This window comes from Algoriphagus winogradskyi, assembly GCF_900182815.1.
Lineage (GTDB): Bacteria > Bacteroidota > Bacteroidia > Cytophagales > Cyclobacteriaceae > Algoriphagus > Algoriphagus winogradskyi.
The window spans coordinates 527615-548110 of record NZ_FXUA01000002.1 but is presented as its reverse complement, the minus strand read 5'-3'; the positions used below and the strand labels follow the sequence as shown (position 1 = coordinate 548110).

General features: G+C 40.8%; 18 protein-coding genes. 12 read left to right on the top strand and 6 right to left on the bottom strand.

Annotated features, from left to right (window positions below; all coding sequences use genetic code 11):
- Nucleotides 1-29 precede the first annotated feature (29 nt).
- On the top strand, nucleotides 30-1277 hold the full coding sequence (locus QOL76_RS06830) for an NAD(P)/FAD-dependent oxidoreductase (protein WP_283412287.1): 1248 nt from the start codon (nucleotides 30-32) through the stop codon (nucleotides 1275-1277).
- A gap of 76 nt (nucleotides 1278-1353) precedes the next feature.
- The gene (locus QOL76_RS06825; RefSeq protein ID WP_283412286.1) at nucleotides 1354-1962 is read left to right on the top strand and encodes a Uma2 family endonuclease; all 609 of its coding nucleotides are present in this window, start codon (nucleotides 1354-1356) and stop codon (nucleotides 1960-1962) included.
- Nucleotides 1963-2028: 66 nt separating this feature from the next.
- Here the strand turns inward: QOL76_RS06825 and argJ are convergent, their stop codons facing one another.
- From argJ to QOL76_RS06795, 6 genes are all read right to left on the bottom strand, one after another.
- Nucleotides 2029-3240 (bottom strand): bifunctional glutamate N-acetyltransferase/amino-acid acetyltransferase ArgJ, encoded by a 1212-nt coding sequence (argJ, locus tag QOL76_RS06820; RefSeq protein ID WP_283412285.1) that lies wholly within the window; start codon nucleotides 3238-3240, stop codon nucleotides 2029-2031.
- 119 nt (nucleotides 3241-3359) lie between these two features.
- Nucleotides 3360-4403: an N-acetyl-gamma-glutamyl-phosphate reductase gene (gene argC, locus QOL76_RS06815; protein ID WP_283412284.1), complete on the bottom strand. Its 1044-nt coding sequence runs from the start codon at nucleotides 4401-4403 to the stop codon at nucleotides 3360-3362.
- Between the two features lies 1 nt (nucleotide 4404).
- Nucleotides 4405-5598 (bottom strand): aspartate aminotransferase family protein, encoded by a 1194-nt coding sequence (locus QOL76_RS06810; RefSeq protein WP_283412283.1) that lies wholly within the window; start codon nucleotides 5596-5598, stop codon nucleotides 4405-4407.
- A gap of 6 nt (nucleotides 5599-5604) precedes the next feature.
- Nucleotides 5605-6417, bottom strand: coding sequence for an acetylglutamate kinase (gene argB / locus QOL76_RS06805; protein WP_283412282.1), 813 nt, complete (start codon nucleotides 6415-6417; stop codon nucleotides 5605-5607).
- Between the two features lie 294 nt (nucleotides 6418-6711).
- Nucleotides 6712-7857: an ATP-binding protein gene (locus QOL76_RS06800; RefSeq protein WP_283412281.1), complete on the bottom strand. Its 1146-nt coding sequence runs from the start codon at nucleotides 7855-7857 to the stop codon at nucleotides 6712-6714.
- A 137-nt stretch (nucleotides 7858-7994) separates the two neighbouring features.
- Complete coding sequence (locus QOL76_RS06795) at nucleotides 7995-9188, bottom strand: polysaccharide pyruvyl transferase family protein (protein ID WP_283412280.1); 1194 nt, start codon at nucleotides 9186-9188, stop codon at nucleotides 7995-7997.
- A 226-nt stretch (nucleotides 9189-9414) separates the two neighbouring features.
- On the opposite strand from QOL76_RS06795, the gene QOL76_RS06790 reads away from it, so the two are divergent.
- From QOL76_RS06790 to QOL76_RS06745, 10 genes are all read left to right on the top strand, one after another.
- On the top strand, nucleotides 9415-10962 hold the full coding sequence (locus QOL76_RS06790; protein WP_283412279.1) for a lipopolysaccharide biosynthesis protein: 1548 nt from the start codon (nucleotides 9415-9417) through the stop codon (nucleotides 10960-10962).
- On the top strand, nucleotides 10949-11893 hold the full coding sequence (locus QOL76_RS06785) for a glycosyltransferase family 2 protein (protein ID WP_283412278.1): 945 nt from the start codon (nucleotides 10949-10951) through the stop codon (nucleotides 11891-11893). Before QOL76_RS06790 ends, QOL76_RS06785 begins: the two co-directional genes overlap by 14 nt.
- Entirely contained in the window at nucleotides 11893-12969 is a 1077-nt protein-coding gene (locus QOL76_RS06780; RefSeq protein ID WP_283412277.1) for a glycosyltransferase, read from the top strand. The genes QOL76_RS06785 and QOL76_RS06780 overlap by 1 nt, the downstream gene beginning before the upstream one ends.
- 27 nt (nucleotides 12970-12996) lie before the next feature.
- Nucleotides 12997-14208, top strand: a complete 1212-nt coding sequence (locus QOL76_RS06775; protein WP_283412276.1) for a glycosyltransferase family 4 protein — start codon at nucleotides 12997-12999, stop codon at nucleotides 14206-14208.
- Nucleotides 14205-15422 carry an O-antigen ligase family protein gene (locus QOL76_RS06770; protein WP_283412275.1) on the top strand — a complete coding sequence of 406 codons (1218 nt, stop codon included), beginning with the start codon at nucleotides 14205-14207 and terminating at the stop codon, nucleotides 15420-15422. Before QOL76_RS06775 ends, QOL76_RS06770 begins: the two co-directional genes overlap by 4 nt.
- Complete coding sequence (locus QOL76_RS06765; RefSeq protein ID WP_283412274.1) at nucleotides 15419-16411, top strand: glycosyltransferase family 4 protein; 993 nt, start codon at nucleotides 15419-15421, stop codon at nucleotides 16409-16411. Before QOL76_RS06770 ends, QOL76_RS06765 begins: the two co-directional genes overlap by 4 nt.
- Before the next feature lie 8 nt (nucleotides 16412-16419).
- A complete protein-coding gene (locus tag QOL76_RS06760; RefSeq protein WP_283412273.1) occupies nucleotides 16420-18120 on the top strand; it encodes a right-handed parallel beta-helix repeat-containing protein in 1701 nt (566 codons plus the stop codon).
- 3 nt (nucleotides 18121-18123) lie between these two features.
- Nucleotides 18124-19041 carry a glycosyltransferase family 2 protein gene (locus tag QOL76_RS06755; protein ID WP_283412272.1) on the top strand — a complete coding sequence of 306 codons (918 nt, stop codon included), beginning with the start codon at nucleotides 18124-18126 and terminating at the stop codon, nucleotides 19039-19041.
- 167 nt (nucleotides 19042-19208) lie between these two features.
- On the top strand, nucleotides 19209-19928 hold the full coding sequence (locus QOL76_RS06750) for a sugar transferase (RefSeq protein WP_283412271.1): 720 nt from the start codon (nucleotides 19209-19211) through the stop codon (nucleotides 19926-19928).
- A 155-nt stretch (nucleotides 19929-20083) separates the two neighbouring features.
- A complete protein-coding gene (locus QOL76_RS06745; RefSeq protein WP_283412270.1) occupies nucleotides 20084-20494 on the top strand; it encodes a DoxX family protein in 411 nt (136 codons plus the stop codon).
- Nucleotides 20495-20496 lie beyond the last annotated feature (2 nt).

The following is a 20496-nucleotide window of genomic DNA, read 5'->3' as shown; positions in this document are numbered from 1 at the left end:
ACTTTGTACATGGTACCTGGTACAAAAATATGAAACCAACAATCATCATCGGCGGCGGAGTAATCGGCCTTTTTACAGCCTATTTTCTTCAAAAAGAAGGAATAGAAGTACAGGTAATTGATCAAGGCGACATGCAGGTGAATTGCTCCACTGGCAATGCTGGCATGATCGTACCTAGCCATATAATTCCTTTGGCCGCTCCAGGCATGATTAGCAAGGGTATTTCCTGGATGTTTTCTTCCAAAAGCCCATTCTATATTCATCCTCGACTTGATGCTAAACTGCTGAAATGGTGCTACCAGTTTTATAAAGCTTCTAGTCCTGCGCATGTGGAGCGATCTGTTCCTGTATTGAAAAATCTAAGTTTACTCAGTAAGGCGCTTTACCAGGAGTTTCGTGATGAGCATCCAGACTCTCAGATTGCTTTGCAAGAGAAAGGATTGATGATGATCTATCAGACTGAGGCAGTTGAGAAGGAGGAAATTGAATTTGCACACCTGGCAAATGCAAATGGCTTACAGGCTGATATTTTAACTCCAGATGACATTCGCACCTTCGAACCAAACCTAGAAGTAAAAGCACGTGGTGCCGTACGATTTCCCGGCGATGCACATTTAGACCCAGGGAAATTGTATGGGTTCCTGAAAAGTTACTTACTACAAAAAGGAGTCAAATTTCTCCCAAATACACAAGTCACTGGTTTTGAAAAAAGTGGAAACTCAGTGAATGCTGTACTTACAGATCAAGGAAAAATTGAAGTAGAGAAAGTAATTCTTTGTGGAGGTTCTTGGTCTGGTGAACTAGCTGATTTGTTAGGTTTTACTCTTCCTATGATGGGAGGAAAGGGGTATTCTTTTCTACAAGAAAACAAGCCTGAGATCATGCAGTCCTCAATTCTCACTGAGATGAAAGTCGCTGTCAGCCCTTATGGCGAGCAAATTCGTTTTGGTGGAACGATGGAAATTGCTGGCACTAATCAAAAAATAAATCTGAATCGTGTGAAGGGAATCTTCGAATCCATCAATCGCTATTACCCTGGGTTTGAAGCCAAATTCCCTGAAGAAAATAAAATTTGGAAAGGTTTAAGACCCTGCTCGCCTGATGGACTTCCCTATATAGGTTTTGCTCCTGGCTACTCCAATGTCATGGTGAACTCAGGGCACTCGATGATGGGTGTAAGTTTAGCTCCAGCTTCCGGAAAAATCATCAGTGAATTGCACCAGCAAAAAGACACCACTTTGGAATTGAAAGGGTTTGAAGTGGGCAGATATGCGTGAGTCCTTTGAGTTTTAAGAATCTCAATGGACTTTTATAGTTACTGTTTTTTTCAAGCCATTTCATTAAATTGCTCCTATGGATTCTGAGGAGAAAGATCTTGTAAAAGAGCCATTTACAGAATACGGCATATATTCCTATGCAGACTATCTGACTTGGGAGACTGATGAAATGGTCGAACTCATCAAGGGTAAAGTGTTTCGTTCTGCTGCAGCTGCGCCAAGAATGAAGCATCAGAAAATTGTGCTTCGATTAGGCTCAGAGCTTTTAAACTTCCTGGAGAAGAAATCATGCGAAGTATTTATCGCTCCTTTTGATGTGCGCCTACCCATTAAGTCCATAAAGAATGAAGACATATTCACAGTAGTCCAGCCAGATGTCTGTGTGGTTTGTGACCGTTCCAAATTGGATGAAGTAGGATGTGTCGGGGCGCCGGATCTGATAGTAGAAGTGCTTTCCCCAGGAAATAATAAGAAGGAGTTAAGAAACAAATATGAAGTGTATGAAGAGTCCGGTGTCAAGGAATACTGGATTATTCATCCATCTGAAGAGACCATGATAATTTACAGTTTAATAGATGGAAGATATCAGCCTTCGCGACTCTTTTCTCATGGTGATATAATAAGCTCAGCCTGCATCCCCGGTTTTGAGCTAGACCTAGAAGCGTTTTTTGAGAGAATTGATTAGAAGCACATAAAAAAATCCTGCTTCTGGTGAAGCAGGATAACTTTTACCCCTGAGGAAAAATACTTATCAAGTCGTATAAACTGAATTGAACATCACGTAATCCGTGGTTAAATCAGAGCCCCAACCTATACCTTCTTCATCACCAGTATTGAGTTCTAGTTTAACTCGTATGTGAGATTCCCGAAGAAGCTTTTTCATGTAAGACTTCTCAAAATTTACAGGATTCCCTTTATCCAAGACCTGAACCAGATGGTTTTGATCACCAATGAACAGATTCACCTTCTTATAGTTAAATGAAACACCTGCATTACCAGCTGCTGCTATAATTCTACCCCAGTTCGGGTCACGTCCAAACATGGCAGTTTTCACCAAAGTGGAATCCGATATGGCTCGAATTATAGTTCTGGCAATCGCCTCAGTTCTAGCATTAGTCACTCTATATTCGATAAACTTGGAAGCTCCTTCACCATCGGACACGATGAGCTTTGCTAGGTGAGTTAAGATTTCCAATAATTTCTCCAAGAAAATCTCATACCCTGGATCGTCTTTACTATTCACCTTTCTATTACCGGCTAGTCCATTTGCCATCACAGCCACCATATCATTTGTAGAAGTATCTCCATCTACGGTGATCATATTGAAAGACCTATCCACACAATAGGAAACAGCCTCTTGCAATAGTTTTTCATCAATATTAAAATCCGTTACCACGAAAGCCAGCATGGTTGCCATATTTGGATGAATCATTCCTGACCCCTTGGCGACACCACCCATATTGATCTTTACTCCCTCATATTCAAACTCAATAAATCCTTCCTTTGCGAAAGTATCTGTCGTCAAAATGGCATTAGCCACAAAGGACCCAGCCTTAATTTCTCCACTTAGTTTTGGAATATTGACTTTCAGACCTTCCACTACATCTTCGGTAGGAAATTCCACTCCGATAATACCTGTAGAGGCTACAATCACATCTTCTTCAGGAATCCCCAGAGCCTCAGCAGTCGTGCGAACCATTGCCTCTGCGCCTTCGCGTCCTTGGTCTCCTGTACAGGCATTGGCATTACCTGCATTACAGATGATTACCTGAGCTCGGTTGTTTTCAAGGTTTTTCTCTGTTATTTTGATAGGCTCTGCACGCACTTTATTCTGTGTCAATGTACCAGCAGCAGCTGCTGGAACCTCTGAATAAATAATAGCCAAATCCCTTTTCATGGATTTTACCCCAGTATGCGCACCCCAGCATTTAATGCCGCGTACGTTTGTTATATTTTTGATCATCTATTTTTAAATTAAGATTATTTACATCCTCTTTATTGCCAGCAAACTAACTAATCATAAAAGCAGCTTAACGCTAGCATCTGGGCGACTTCGGTCACCTATATCGGTCTTCCGTCTCCTTAGGGTTTTAATGGCACTTGGTTCAACCCTTCTGCCTCTGACAAACCAAACATTAAATTCATATTGTGAACCGCCTGACTAGCTGCGCCTTTTAGCAAGTTATCAATTACCGAGATCACAATCACACGCTCAGTCCTAGCATCCCATACTGGAAACACATCGCAAAAATGACTTCCGCGCACATCTTTGATCCCTGGAGCTTGATTCCTCAATCTTACAAATGGCTTGTCTTGGTAAAAATCACGGTAGATCTCCGTCAATTTTGCCTGATTCATTTCGCCTTTGATTTTGGCATAAGCTGTCACCAAAATACCTCTATCCACAGGTAATAAATGCGGAGTAAACTGAACCGCAGTTTGGCTACCTGCCAATCCACCCAATTGCTCTTCAATCTCTATTGTATGCCTGTGACCAGCGATGCCGTAAGCCTTGAAATTCTCATTGACATTAGAAAAATGTGTCGTAGCACTCGCCTTAATCCCGGCTCCCGTTAGACCCGACTTTGCATCGATGATCAGAGATTTTTCTTCGACCAGCTGCTTCGCAAAAAGCGGAGCCATACTCAATATAGAAGCAGTTGGATAGCAACCTGGATTTGCAACGAGGCTTGCTGACTTTATTTTATCTGCGAAAAGCTCTGGCAAACCATATACTGCTGTAGCAAATCCTTCTGGATAGCTATGCTTTTTATTGTACCATTCTTCGTAAACTTCCTTGGTTGAAAGTCTAAAATCACCCGAAAGGTCAATAATCTTCGCTCCTGAATCCTTCCATTTTGCCACAAAATCCATGGAAACCCCATGAGGCAAAGCCAGGTAAATCACATCCAAATTTTTATTACTCACTTCCTCTGCACTTACCAAAGGAATATCTAATCTATCCACAAATTGCGGGTGCAAATCAGAAAATGGCTTGCCCACGTGTGATTCAGAAGTGATCATTTCTATAGAAACTCCTTCGTGATTCAGGAGTAATCTCGCCAACTCAGAACCTGTAAATCCAGATGCTCCAACTATGGCTACTTTTAATTTTTGCGTGCTCATATTAGGCGGATACAGGGGTTTCGGTTAAAATTTCGTCAAGTTTCTCTAAGAAAATATTCAGCTCCTCTCTGCTGATATTCAATGCCGGTACGAGTCTCAAAATATTTCCTGCGGTAGCATTGGCGACAATTCCTTCTTCGAGTAATCTCAAAACATATGGCTTAGCTTCGGATTTCATTTTCACTCCGAGCATGAGACCTAATCCTCTTACAGACTCCAGCTCCTCATGCTTCGCTATCAATTCAGCCAGCTTCCCTTGCAACCATTCGCTTGTTTCACTCGCTCTTTTGCAAAGCTGCTCCTCATTGATCACCTCAATAGTCGCTATCGCTGAAGCTGCAACCAGTGGATTTCCTCCGAAAGTCGTTCCGTGATCGCCAAACTCAATAGCACTTGCCACCTTCTCATTACATAGAACTGCTCCAATTGGAGCTCCTCCACCTAGGCCTTTGGCCAAAGTCATGATATCTGGTTGTACTCCAAAATGGTCTTTGGCAAACCATTTTCCTGTTCGGCCAATGCCACATTGAATCTCATCAAAAATCAAGAGTATTCCCTTCTCGTCACAAAGCTTTCTCAACCCTTGCAGATACGCTTTTTCCGCAGGAACAACTCCTCCCTCACCTTGGATAGGCTCAACAATCACTGCCGCAGTTTCGTTATCAATCGCAGCTTCCACAGCTGCAAGATCATTAAAAGGAACTTGAGCAAATCCAGTTGGAATAGGCCCAAATCCTTGTTGATATTTCTCCTGACCTGTAGCGATAGTAGCTAAAGTTCTACCGTGAAATGAATTATGCATGGAAATCACTTTCCCGCCTTTTCCATGTTTATGGGCATATCTGCGGGCAATTTTGATCGCGCCTTCCACAGATTCCGCTCCCGAGTTGGTCAGGAAAACCCGATCCAATCCTGAGATTTTCACCAGCAATTCGCTCAGCGCAACTTGCTGAGGACTCACGAAAAAATTAGAAATATGCATCAATTGAGCTGCTTGCTCCTGAATCGCTTTCACGACTTTAGGATGGCAATGTCCAACGTTATTCACGGCTATACCAGCCAATAAATCAATGTACTCTTTCCCATCTGCATCCCAAAGCCGACTTCCTTTGCCTTTGATAAAAGCTAATGGAAAGCGATTAAAGGTGGGTAAGTAATTCTCTCTGTCTTTGGTGTATAAATCTTGATTTGTCATAGTGTTTTATAGGGTCAAAGTGGTTCCAATTTGCTTATTTTCAATCACATACTGTGCAATCTGCTCAGGCTTGGTGCCATTTAGAATGATTGCTTTTTTCACTCCTTCCTGCAAAGCCAGCATACAAGATTGAATTTTAGGGATCATTCCGCCTTGAATCGTCGATCCCATGTGTTCATTTACAGCGCTTTCATTGAGTTCGCGGATGATCGATGCAGGATCAGGATAATTGAGGAAAAGTCCATCCACGTCAGTGAGGACAATAAGCTGATCAGCGTCTACCGCTGCCGCAAGTTTCCCGGCAAAGGTATCTGCGTTAATATTATAAGAATTTCCATCTAGGCCATCAGCCACACAAGCAACCACGGGAACATAGCCAGCTTCGCAAAGCAAATTGATAAGTTTATCATCTATATGTGTGATCTCACCTACCAAACCCAAGTCCACAGTGCTTCCATCAGCAGTTTTGTGCTGATATTTTTTTGCCAGCACCATTCCACCGTCTTTACCGGAAAGACCGACAGCTTTTAGGTTATTTTGATTTAGTGTGGAGATTAAGTCTGCATTGACTTCTCCGATCAGAGCTTTTTGGATTTCTGCGAAAGCAATGGCTTCCGTCACTCTGAGGCCATCCACGAATTGTGATTTGATGGCTGCTTTTTCCAGTGCTTTATTAATAAATGGTCCACCGCCGTGTACCATGATGACTTCAAATCCCGCTTCCTGAAGTTTAAAAATCTGTGCTGCAATTTCTTGCTGCAACTGGGGATTGATCATCGCATTCCCACCATATTTGATGAGAATTCTTTGCTTAGACATTTCTACTATTTTTATATTAAATTGATTTTTTCCGAAGCTGGCTCTCCCGTGTGGAGGGACAGAAATGGAAACAAATCAGAATTGAATTACAGCTTTTTAATGTTGATAACTTGATAAATACAGGTTTAACTTAGTTAACCTGACATTTTTAAAACAACCTTCGTACCGAAAGAGGATATTTCGCAGATTGGCGGAATGTTGTTAGAATAATGAAACTTAAAACTCTTAAAAGTCAAACGACAAATAATTCTTTGGTACGAAAGGGTGACAAGCTGGCAGGTTTGCAGTAAAAACCTATCTTTCAAACCCTAACATCTCTTCAATATTTTTAGGAGTAACTAGGCCTAGGGTTGACTCAGGGTATGCAGCTGTAAATGTAGAGGGAAATCTGGCTTTGGATTTTTCGCTCCACTTACATTCTATGGCTTTCATACCTTCTTCTGACTCTTCTATAAAATCAATTTCCTGCTGTGCCGTAGTTCTCCAGAAATAATAGTTAGCATCCGAGTTGTTATATGCCTGATACTTCATCCGTTCTACGATATAGTAATTTTCCCATAGCGGCCCCACATCTGTCCTGTTTATAAAAGGATTGAAGTTCCCTAAAATCGCATTTCTGATCCCGCAATCATAGAAGTAAATTTTCTTCCCCTTCTTTAATTCAGTTCTTATATTTCTATTGTACGCGGGAACTCTAAAGATGACATAGGCCTTTTCCAGCAGATCTATATATTTTTCTACGGTGGTCTTATCAGCTTCGACTAATTGCCCTAACTCATGGTAATTAACTTCACTGCCAAGCTGAAGCGCCAGAGCTTTAAGCAATTTCTCAAGTAAAATTGGCTTTTTGATTTGTTCCAGCATCAACAAATCTTTGTAGAGATAGCTTCCCGCCAGAAGTTTTAATAACTCCTTTTCTTCACCAGCATGCGTCACAATTTCTGGATAATACCCATAAATCATACGATGCTCGATCAGGCGTTTTTCAGCCAATAAGCCATGATGATTTACCATTTCTCCAAAACTTAGAGGGAATAGAAAGAATTCAAATTTTCTGCCGGTCAAAGGCTCATTCGACAAATTCACCAAGTCAAATGCCGATGAACCTGTAGCAATAACTTGCACATCTTTGAGCTGATCTACGACTATTTTCAGTGTTATACCTATGCCGGGAATTCGCTGCGCTTCATCAATAAACAGGATCTTATGATCCCCCAACAAATTTTTTAACCGAGAAGCAGTAGTGTCTGTTAGTTCAGACCTCACATCCGCCTCATCTCCATTTAGATACAGCCAAGTATGGCCGGTTCCCTCCAATAACTTTTCACAAAGCGTGCTTTTCCCAACCTGCCTAGGCCCCAAAATCAGGATCGCTTTGTTTCGGAACAAACGCTCTTTAATGGAAGGGAGAATGTTTCTATTTATCGCAGTTTGTGACATAGTTAAGAATATGAATCACAAATTTAATATATTTTTTGTGATTACAATCACAAAATATAGCTATTATTTGTGATTGTAATCACAAAAATCACGGATAACATTTAGTTTGAAATCATCTAAAATCTGTATAAACGCTCTTAATTTGACTCCAATACCTTCACCATCTTATCAAATCCCTTTTTGATCTCTGCGAGTTGAAGAGCTCTTGATGTTTCCAGTTCTTCCTTAGCGGCATTTGTCGCCACTTTGAATTGCTCATAAATCTCCGAAAATTCTACGGAGCGCTGATTCCCCTTCAAACCCCAGGTTGCCAAATATGCACCTAGCTTTTCTACTTTTAAGCCTACATGCGGTACAGCATAGCTCAACGCCGTAATCGCCCCATGCAAACTCGTACCAACATAACACTTTGAGTTTGCGATCAGGTACATAATGTCCCAGATATTATCCGCATCAAAATAGGTGTATGGGCTTTTCAAAAGTGCTCCTATTTCCTGCAACGCCTCATGATCGTCATGATCCAAAGCTTTTCCTATTGGACATAGGCAGATTTCAGTATTCCCTTTTTGATAAATCTCATCCAAACCATCCGTGATAGCCTGTTCATGACCTCTGGTAGTTTTCTTATTTATTTGAGCAAAAACATACTTTCCAGAGTGCTCTGCCACATACCCAGCGACGTTCTGAGTCACATTCTTATGGAGAAAATTCAAAGGATAAAACTCAGACATCAAAATCGCAGAATCTGGAAAAAGATTAGCACTCAGACCGTTTTTCTTCAAGTTATCCACCGTTAATTGATCTCGCACAGCGAAATAATCTGCATTCTGCAATTTCTCTTTTAAGAAATCATACTTTTCAAAGGTAGCGGCACTTAAACCAGATCCGCCCAAAGAATTCAAGGTCACCGACTGCACTCCAGCAAAATCAGATTTATCAAAAACAAAAGGAAGCGTAGTCTTTCCCTTCAGAATTTTTTTTGTCCAGGCATTTAAATCCAACAATTTATTGACTCGCACATGTCTTTTATTGATGCGCTGAAATAAAGGATTAAGCGCTGCAAATAGGGAATTCCACGTCACGCCCAATGCCTCGCCACCTGCGATAATCACGTGAACCGGATTGGAAGGATCACTACATTTCTTATAAAATTCCTGTAGCCCTTTAGTAGGCAATCCTCCCACATTGGAAAGATCACTCTCCACCAAACCAAAATATTCAAATTCGAAATCCTTGCCATATGAGCTCAATTGCCGCTCGATCACCAAAGGGAAAAGCAAATCCCCATAGTTGTAGCGGTCGAAGGCACCTATAATTAAGACTTTTGTCATGTTTTTCATTTTAGTCAATTGTCCATAGACCATAGTCCACAGCCGATAAAGCTGAATCTCGAGCGCTTAGGCGCATTGAATTTTTCATCTGCCCAAGGTCTCTTGAAGAAGTTCGACGAACTACTTGCAAAAAAGATACTTGATTTTAAATCCAGAGAAATTAAGCTGAGGAACTATTTTTGGTAAGATGGACGTAAATTCAGTACAAAATCATTAAAAGACTATTTTGAGCTCCAAACCAGTTGCAGTCCATCGTATTTTTTCAGGTTCAGTCTGGGGGATTTTAGCCAAAATTCTCGATGCCGCTGCCAAGTTCGTGACCATCCCTCTGTTGGTGGGCTATTATGGCAAAGCCGACTACGGATTGATTGCCTTGGCTTTCTCGCTCAATGCTTATCTAAGATTAATGGATTTGGGGATGAATGTGGGATCAGTCCGTTTTTTCTCCATGTGGGAAGCGAAATCCGACTGGGAAAATATTGGGAAAGCATCACGCTCCAGCATAATTTTCTATGGAACTATTGGCCTCATTAATGCCCTGATTTTCATGTTTATGGCCAATTACGGCCAGTTTTTCTTCAACCTCAAACCTGATCAGATTCCGACTTACAGGATCATGATGTACATACTTTCAGCAAGTACAGTTTTAAACTGGCTTTCGAATGTGATCATTCAGCTGCTCAGTGCGAAGGATGAGCTGGGATATGTGAATCGGGTGACAGTAGTTAGTAGTGTTTTGAATTTCCTTGTAGCTATCGCAGCCATACAGTTCAAATGGTCGCTGCCGGTGTATTTTCTGTTCTATACCATTTCTACCCTTGTCCCGATTCCGCTTAATATTTTAAAACTGAGAGTTTTCCCAATTCCCTTAGGACAATTACTTACTCCGAAATGGGATGGAAAAATTTTCAGGGAGATTATTGGCTACAGTTCCGCGATCTTTTTGATGGGTTTATTCCAACTCACTGCAAATGAACTTCGACCTATTTTGCTAGCCAAATTTGCTTCGGGCATCGATGTGTTGACAGATTATCGTGTAATTCAGACGATTGCGATGCTGATTATTTCCTTTGGAACAATTTTCTTGCAGGTGCTTCTACCTTCGGCTTCCAAAGTCTACCAAGAGGGAAATCATCCTAAAATGGAGAAAATGGTCTTTACAGCCACTCGCTTTATTTCAATTTTTCTAAGTTTTATTGTTTTTCTCCTTGTGCTGAATTCTGAAGCTATTCTTCTCCTCTATATGGGGAAAGATTACCTCCATTTGGCGGTATGGCTGAACATTTGGTTACTCACTGTGCTGCTCAATATGCACAATACTCCGGTGGCGAGTCTGGTCCTATCCTCAGGTAAAACCCGCTTCCTTATTTACTCTTCCGCAACTGCCTGCATACTTTCTTTGCCGATTACCATTATCCTCGCACCCACCCTGAATGTCGGCGCTGCAGTAATCGGTTACTTAGCTTACATGCTAATACAGATCGGTTTCTTCTATATTTATTATATTCCTAAAGTGCTAAAGCTAGATAGTAAGAAAATATTTCTCAGTGCTTTTTCCCCTTCGGTCCTAGGAGCTGTGATCGCATTTGCAGTTGCATTTGGATTGGAAAAATGGATAGAGATGCCGGTAGGAATTCTGGGAATGATCATCAGATCGGCTATTTTCACTACGGTTTTTGCCGCATTCCATTTTCTGTTTATCATCAAATCCGCGGATATTGAATTTCTCCGCACCAAACTTTTGAAAAGAAAAGTATCCAATGAGCAAGAATAAATTTTCGATTTGTATTCCTGCTTACAAGAGCAAATACCTGCAAGAATGCATTGACAGCATACTTGCGCAGACTGTTGAGGACTTCGAACTGATCATTTTAAATGATTGCTCACCGGAGCCAATAGAAGAAATTTCGCTGAAAAATCAGGATCCTAGAATCCGCTATTTCAAGAACGAAAAGAATGTTGGTGCTTATGATTTGGTGGACAATTGGAATAAATGCCTAGCCCTTGCCACTGGGGAATATATCGTCATAATGGGTGATGATGACCGTTTAGCGGCAGATTATTTGGCTGAGTTTGAAATGTTGATATCACAGTACCCAAACTTAAACGTGTACCATTGTCGAAGCAAAATCATCGATGATGATGGAAATGACGTGCTGCTGACACCCGCCCTGCCTGCTTTCGAATATGTCTATGACTCGATATGGCATCGCTTGCGCCAGTTGCGCTCAAATTACATTTCAGATTATCTATATAATTCTTCCACGCTAAAATCCCAAGGCGGTTTTTACAAACTTCCACTCGCCTGGGGTTCGGATGATATCACCGCCTTCGTCGCTTCTGCTGAAAAGGGCATCGCTCATAGCAACAAACCTGTTTTTGAATACAGAAGCAACCGACTTTCCATCACTTCCACAGGGAATGACCTGCACAAGATGATGGCGGACGTGGATTATTCAGAGTGGCTTAGCGAATTCATGAAAGATAATCCTCCACATCCCTCAGAAAAAGTGATTTATCAGCATTTACTGAAGGAAAAGGACAAATACATGCATGACAAGAAATTGTACACAATGATGCTTTCCATGCGTAGTAATCCATTCGAAAAAGCCAAAACCTGGATGAATTCACGGGACAAATTCGGTTTGTCGATCAAGGACATAGGATTAGCGCTGGCGAAAAGCATGAATTCCAACCGCTCTTAATGGCTATGGATTCACCTTCCAAAATCATCTTCAATCCCTGCGAAAACAAGGAAAATCAATATATCGCCATTCTGGTCAATGGACTGGAAAAGCATGGGTATGACGTGAACAGACTGGATGATTTTCTTTCTTCGATGAAGCATTTCCAATCTATCAAATTACTTCATCTGAATTGGTTTGAAAATCTGGATGATAGCAGTGCTACCAGTATGTGGAAAAGTTACTTTCGAAAATTAGTAGTGCTAGCTGCTGTAAAATTTGGGAAGAAAAAATTGGTTTGGACGATGCACAATAGACTTTCTCACGAGAAGAAATCCGGGGAGCTAAGTCGGGCATTAACCGGAAAAATCGTCTCACAAGCAGATGCCATTGTAATACATTCTGAGGTAAGCAGAGATATTTTGCGCAGTCAATACCCAAATTTGAAAGCTAGGGTTATCCATATTCCGCATCCTGATTTTGTCGATGTATATGGTCAAATGCTGCCAGAAAGTAATGAGAATAAGAATGAAAAGTTGAAGCTGCTTTTCATCGGTGCGATCAAACCTTATAAAAATATAGAGTTGCTGACCGAAGTGGTAAAGGGTTTTTCAGATTCAGTTCACTTGACCATTGCCGGCAATCCAAATTCTGAAGCTTATCGGGTGGAACTGCAGAAGTTGGCAGAGAAAGTGCCCAATATTTCCCTGGATTTGAAATTCATTCCGGACGCTGAATTACCAAGCTATATTCATCAATCCGATTTATTGATACTTCCTTATTCCTTGGAAAGTAGCCTGAACTCCGGAACTGTCATTCTAGCTTTTTCTTATGGAAGAACCGTCATCTGTCCCAGAATTGGCACTATTGCTGACTTGAATGCAGGAGATGATGTTTTTGATTATAGTTACGAGCAGGAGTCGGAGCACTTGAAAGCTCTGGAAAAGCAGATTCTCAAAGCAGTAACACTTCATCAAACTAACCCCAATTCTCTGATCGAAAAAGGCCATAGAATGAGAGATTTGGTTTTAAAGAAAAACAGTAAACAAGTCGTAACGGATAGCTTAATCAAGCTATATGAAAGCCTTCTAAATTAAAACACTTTTTTCAGCTAGTCGAACTCAATGAAAATACTATACATCAACTCTCTCTATAGCCCACTCATCGAAGGAGGAGCGGAGATTTCCCTAAAGCTGATTGTGGAGGGAATGAAATCTCTTGGCCATGAAGTCCTAGTGCTGAGTCTAATGCCTGAACCAGGTCTGAAAAAGGAGCATGTTGATGGAGTAAAAGTATATAGGGCTGGTTTGCAAAACGGGTATTGGCCCTATTCCAAAACGAAGAAAAACAAGTTAGTAAAGCTTAATTGGCACTATCAGGACCAGTCCAACGAAAAAATGGCTAGGGTAGTAAAAACGATTCTAGATGGTGAAAAACCAGATATTGTCTCCTGTCACAACCTCGCAGGTTGGTCTGCGGCAGTCTGGGAACCAATACATCATGCCGGAATCCCAATCGTTCAGGTGCTACACGATCTGTATTTGCTTTGTCCGAATAGTAACATGTTCAAGAATGAGCAAACCTGCGAAAATCAGTGTTTGAGCTGTAAACTTTTGCGAAGCAATCACGCTGAAAAGTCGACCCAAGTGTCCGCAGTAGTAGGTATCAGCAATAGCATTTTGCAGCGTTTTATTGATTTCGGCTACTTCTCGCGTGCTTATAAAAACATTATTTACAACACACGAACAATTCCAAACCCATCTGCAAAAGCTCCTAGAAAATCTGAGCAACCAATTCGATACGGCTACTTAGGCACTCTATCTAAAGTCAAGGGATTGGAATGGCTAATCGAACAATTCAAGACCTTAGACTTCGATGCTAAGTTGAGCATTGCTGGAAAAGGGGACTCGGAATACGAAAAACATCTGAAAGAAATTACCTCCGGAGCGAATATTGAGTTTGTAGGTTATATGAATTCCACCGAATTTCTAGCAGAAATCGATGTATTGATAGTCCCATCACTCTGGGAAGAACCGCTCGGCATGGTGGCTATCGAGGCCTTGGCAAACCATGTTCCGGTGATCGCAAACAAAAGAGGAGGACTTCAAGAAACGGTAAAGGACGGAATCAATGGCCTTTATTGTTATGACAGTGAGCCGGGTTCTTTGAGCGCGGTGATGCGTCAGATTTATTTTGAGCCACAGCTTTATAATCAGTTCAGTCAAGCTGCTCGGGAATCTGTAGCTTCTATTTTGGATGCGGATCGCTTGATCGGGGAATATGAGACTGTTTTGAAAGAAGCATTGAAAAAACCACTAACTGTTTTTTCAAAATGAGCACACCGGAAATTTCATTGAAAAATCAGACTTCGACCTTTGAAGGACATCCTTGGAAAGCAATTTCCATTGCGGAAACCCTTTTTTTGCTATCGCTGATCTCCATGTTCCTTCCGGTAAAAGTTTACCCGGTATTTTTTCTGGTGAGTTGCTTCTTTTTTTACAGAGAAACGCCTCAGATTAAATTCCCAAATTGGTCAATCGCTCTGGCCGTTTTCAGCTCCTACGCAGTAATCAGCTATTTGATAACATATCCAGGGCAGCCACTAGCTTTTACCAATATTATAAAGCTACTGATCAATTTCTCTTTCCTCTTTTTTGCTATCAATTGGCTGAGCTCTCAAGACAATGAATCAATAATAAAAAGGTTAGATACAGTTTTGCTGGCTGTTTTAGCACTATCACTTGTGCAACTTCTCATTTATCATCAGGCATACGATTTCAAATTAATCACCGGGAGTGAATCATCTGGACAAGCGAGCACCCTTTATCGAGACTCGCTATATTATTGGGGATTGGACGATAAAAACATGTTCGGTGCGCGCATCGCCCTTATAGGATTTGTATTTATCTGTATTCCAGTAGTTTTGAAAAATAAGCTGTCGGCCTGGAGAATCCTTTTTGTATTCCTAGTTGCCTTTCTAAGCCTTTCCCGCACGCCTATAGTTGCTCTAATTTTTGGAGTTTTCTTTCTGATTTGGATTTCCATAGGAAAAAAATGGAAAATCGCTATGCTCGTTTTAGTGGCATTTGCCCTTCCTTTTGTACTTCAGAAAGTAATCCGAATAGATTCTTTGACCTCATCCAATGACGGCATGGGCATCCGGTTAGTCTATTGGAAGGCCTTCATCCAGAATTTTAACTCTATCTCACCCTTTGGAAATGGATTTCTAAGCGCTCCAGAATTCCTTGGAGAATATGCGGAATTTTACAGAGGTGAACCTCACATTCACAATACATTTATGTCCGCATATCTGGAGTTAGGTGTGGTTGGGTTTATTTCCTTCTCCGCCTATATATTCTGGTTTATACGGGAGTGCTGGCGCAAAATGGACAATTCTAAACTGTGGGTTGCTCTTTTTCTACCTGTTCTAGCCATTATGATGATTTTGTATTCCGGCTATGACAACGACCTGGCGATGTACTTCTGCCTAATATTTCTCATCGGCTCCTTCAAGGAAATCAATTTCAAAAAAGTCCAAATAAGCCTATGAATCGACAACAAAAGATATTGATTGATAGTCGCTGGGCGGGAAATACTGGCATCGGTAGACTGTATCACGAGGTAATGAAGCTTGCTCCAGTGGAAGCCAACTGTGAATTTGTAAAGAGCAAAATGGGCTTGGGGAGTTTACTTTCCCCTTTGATGCTAGGTGAGGAAATAAAGAAATCAAATGCTGATGTTTTCTACAGTCCTTCCTTTATGCCTCCTGCTTTCTCTAAAACGCCATTTATTTTCACCGTGCATGATTTGATGCATTTATTTTACTATTCAAAGCTGCACAAGATTTATTACGAGCAGGTGATAGCTAGGCTGGCGCCAAAAGCTAAGAAAATCATTACTGTTTCTCATTTCAGCAAAAAGCAGCTGGTAGAAATTCTTGGAATTCCCGAAAGCTTGATTCAAGTGATTTATAATGGAGTGGATAACCACTTTCTTCAAAACGAAGAGGAATACGAAAGCGCCCGCCCCTATTTTTTATATGTGGGAAACCGGCGCAAAAACAAAAATGTACCGGCCATGCTAACTGCTTTTGCAAAGGCAAGGATCCCGAACGACTTTATGTTTTTTCTTTCTGGCAACGAGGATCCGGAGCTCGAGGCATTGATCAACAGTCTCGGTATCCAAAAAAGGGTTCGGTTTTTGGGTTTTATAGAGGAAGAAGACTTACCGAAACTATACAAAGGCGCACATGCTACCTTATTTGTTTCACTAATGGAAGGCTTTGGCTTACCTATCATTGAATCCATGGCTTCCGGCACTCCTGTTTTGACTTCAAACACTAGCTCCCTTCCTGAGGTCGCTGGCGGAGCTGCACTTTGTGTAGATCCTGAAGATGTTTCTGCGATACAAAAAGGCATAGAAAAATTGGTCAACGATGAGAATTTCTATGTAGAATGTGTTGTAAATGGATTGAAACGGGCGCCGGAGTTTAGCTGGGAAAAAACTGCCAAAGCCACTTGGGACACTATTCTTTCCTAAATCAAACCATGCTTAACTACCTTTCATTATTTCTGCTTTTTATTTCTCCATTAACAGGAATCTGCCAATCGGATTCTTTGCAAGTTGGAGGGTACACCAATGTTCTTGACTTAGGTATATTGGCTGATTCCGAAAAAGACCAGACAGAGGCAATTCAGACCCTGATTAATCAGGCAAAAGAAGGTGAGACTATTTTTTTCCCTGAAGGTGAATACCAGATTCGCACCATCCTACTTAAGTCCGGCGTGAATATTCTTGCAGATGGAATTCTAAAACATCACCCTTCAGTTAAAGTGGGTGAATATTCCATCGAGAAACAAAACTCACCAAATCCCTTGATTCTCGGACAAGGCGTGATTGATGTGAGAATTTCTTTGAGGGGCGAATCCAAAAATGAAGGCATTTACCTATTAAAAAGCCATCAAATCCGAATTTATAACACCGAGCTAATTGGCGATTCAACAAAGCTAAGAGCGTATCCTGGCATTATGACTTTTGAGTCTAGTGGTATTGAGATAGTCAATTCGAAGATTCATCATTTTGGTATGCCTAGGACCGAAACTCACACCTATCAGCCGGGAACAGGTATTCGAATACTGTCCAGTAATACAATTTCCATACATGATTCTGAGATTTATCAAAACGGTGAGAATGGTGTATTTATTCACGGTAGCCGCAAAGTAGAAGTCATCAACAATGTCATCCGCCACAATGGAATGTCGGGTATACAAGTGGCCTTCGGCGAGACCGGCAAAGAAAAAGATTACAATTTCTCCTATAATATCTTGGAAGAAAATGCCTCCGATGCGATTGACATTAACAACCGATCCAAAGAAAAAGCAAAGGATATAGAATGTGTGATTACAAAAAACATCACGTGTGGAAATGGTTTTGTGAAGGGTGAGTCTACTCCGGATGGCTCTGGAATCGTTACATTGATCAATGTATCCAATGTGTTGATTTATAAAAATGAAGCATACCGAAATAACCGACCTGCTATTTACGTGGAAAGCTGTGGAGTCATATTGGGGAAAGAAAACTGGGCAGATAATCAAGTTGAAATAACGCTGGATTTAGAGGAATTGCTTCTAGAGAAAAATAGATTCAGCAGCATTAATTTGATCGCAAATACAAAAGCTCAGAAAATTCATCTTCGGGACAATGAGCTGGGTTCTCTTTCCCTTCCAAATGGTATTCGTGTCGATAAGTTCTTCATAGAAAACAACAGCTTTTCACATGCTAACTTCAATCTAAACTTGAAAGGGGAAGTTGAATTGAAAGACAATAAGATTGAGAATAAATCGAATAACCCAGCTATTTTAATTACGCAGGCTGATGGGGCAATAATTGAAAATAATGAAATTGTCAGTCAAAATGCATCAGCGATCATTCTCAGGAAAACCGCTAAAAATGTACAGCTCATCGGCAATCAGATCAAATCGTATAACACCGCTATTTTTGACGACAGCTCCAAGGAATTAGTCGTGAAAAACAACAAAATCACATCAATCCTAGGAGGCGCGGAAAATCAAGCATTTCGAAGTCATTATCCTAATCAACTGACTTTGGAAGGCAATGAGTATAGAGGAATTAAAAATACAGAAACGGTACTTTTCGTGGGAAAAGGAAAAGCGTCGGTCGGAAAGGAAAAACTCGTATCGGGCACTGCCAATTATGGTGGAGTAGAAATCACAGAAATTTATTTTTAAGCTATGCAAGTCAATATTTTTATCCCCACCCTGAATGCTGGCAAAATCTGGAAAGATGTACTTGCAGGTGTGGCAATGCAAACCTATCCTATTTCAAGATTGGTAATCATCGATTCGGGTAGTACTGATGGTACTTTGGATCTGATCAATGAGGAAACTTGCGATTTAATTCAAATCGACAAAAAGAATTTTGACCATGGCGGCACTAGGCAAATGGCTGCTGAGACTTTTCCCGATGCAGATATTTTTGTATTTCTTACCCAAGATGCAATTCTAGCAGAGCCAGATGCCATTCGCGTGATGGTAGAGAGTTTAGCAAATAACCCTGAGCTCGGGATGGTCTATGGCCGTCAGCTTCCCCATAAGAATGCCAAGGTTTTAGAGACCCACGCACGCCTGTTTAATTATCCCTCTGAATCCAAGGTTAGAAGTTTGGAAGATGCTGATCGCTACGGAATTAGGACTATCTCTTGCTCCAATTCCTTCGCTGCATATCGTAAGACAGCTTTTTTTGAAGTCAATGGATTCCCAATAGGATCCATTTTAGGCGAAGATGTATTGATTGCGGGGAAAATGTTATTGAATGGATGGAAATTGGCATACCTTTCGCATTCCAAAATATACCATTCACATGATTATTCAGCCATTGAAGAATTTAAGCGATATTTTGATATTGGAGTATTTCATATCAACAACCGCTGGATCTTCGAGAAATTTGGCAGAGCAGAAAGTGAAGGATTCAAATATCTCAAATCAGAACTCACCTACACACTTAAGCATAATCCATTACTGATCCCAAAATGTCTGATTGCAACTGGGGCGAAATTGGCTGGGTATAAACTGGGGCTGCACTACCGCTCCCTTCCACTTGGACTTTCCAAGTCCCTATCTATGACAAAGGCTTATTGGAGCCATTCCTAACCTTAACCCACTAGGAAAAAAACGCTCGATTTGTGGATAGCCTCCACATAAATAATGTTAACGATTTCCCAAAAAGCACCCTATTCATCAAAATAGGCATGTTTACGCTTGGCATCCCTATTGGATAAGACAAAGTACCACAGTAATTGACTTAAAAGACTAAACCAATGATACGTAATCAATCAAACCAACAAGAAATTGTTTTTAAAGGCTATCAGTCGGGAAGGATTATCCCTGACCTTTTTGCCTTAACAAATATTTCCAGAAACTCTGTTTCACAGACTGTTAATGAGGGAATAGAACTTACTACAAGATTTGTAAAAAGATCTTTCGATATCTTGTTTTCCACCATCGCCATTCTTGCAGGCCTTCCTGTATTTATTGCTTTGACATTTATTACTAAGCTAACCTCTAAAGGTCCTGTATTTTATAAGCAGGAAAGAATTGGTAGAAATGGCGAACCATTCTACATTCTTAAGTATAGAAGTATGATTGTAGACTCTGAGGTGAATGGACCACAGCTGACTACGGACAATGATCCTAGAATTACCAAATGGGGTAACTTCATGAGAAAAACTCACTTAGATGAGCTACCTCAATTCTTCAATGTGCTGATGGGTGATATGTCAGTCGTTGGGCCTAGACCCGAGCGTGCCCACTTTATTAAGCAGATTGTCGCTAGACAGCCTCAATATGCCCAGCTATTGACTTTGCGTCCAGGGATTACTTCTATTGGCCAAGTTGATTTTGGCTATGCAGAGACCGTAGAAGAAATGTGTCAACGAGTAATCTTGGACTTAAAATACCTTTCCCAAGTAAATCTATTAACTGATCTGAAAGTCATCGGGCAGACAGTCATGACAATGATCAATAAAAAAGGGAAGTAATTTAACAGTTAACCCAAACATTAAAAGGCAGCCTTACTGGCTGCCTTTTTTTTTATGCCTTACTATAACATCATGCAGCAAGTTGTATAAAAAGGCCTTTGATTATTGAGAGCAAATCATAATTTGGATTGCAATCTTAAAATTCACCCAGAGAAATGAAGAAGACTGTATTAGAAGACATAGGCCTTTTAGCGCTTAGATTAGGAGCCGGCGGTATGATTATAACACATGGTTATCCTAAATTGCTACGGCTATTTGGTGACGATCCCATCAAATTCATGGATTTTCTAGGTTTGGGTCCAGTGGTTTCTTTGTCACTTGCAGTATTTGCTGAACTACTTTGTGGCATTTTAGTGATCATTGGATTCAAAATTCGTCTAGCCACAATCCCACTTATGATTACTATGCTGATTGCAGTTTTTGTGGCACACGCTTCAGACCCATTTGGGAGAAAAGAATTACCTCTCCTGTATTTTATAGTTTTCTTCTGTATTTTAATTTTCGGGGCAGGTAAGTTTTCCATTGATGGAATGACGAATCGCAAATCAATGTATTACAAAGGGTAGTC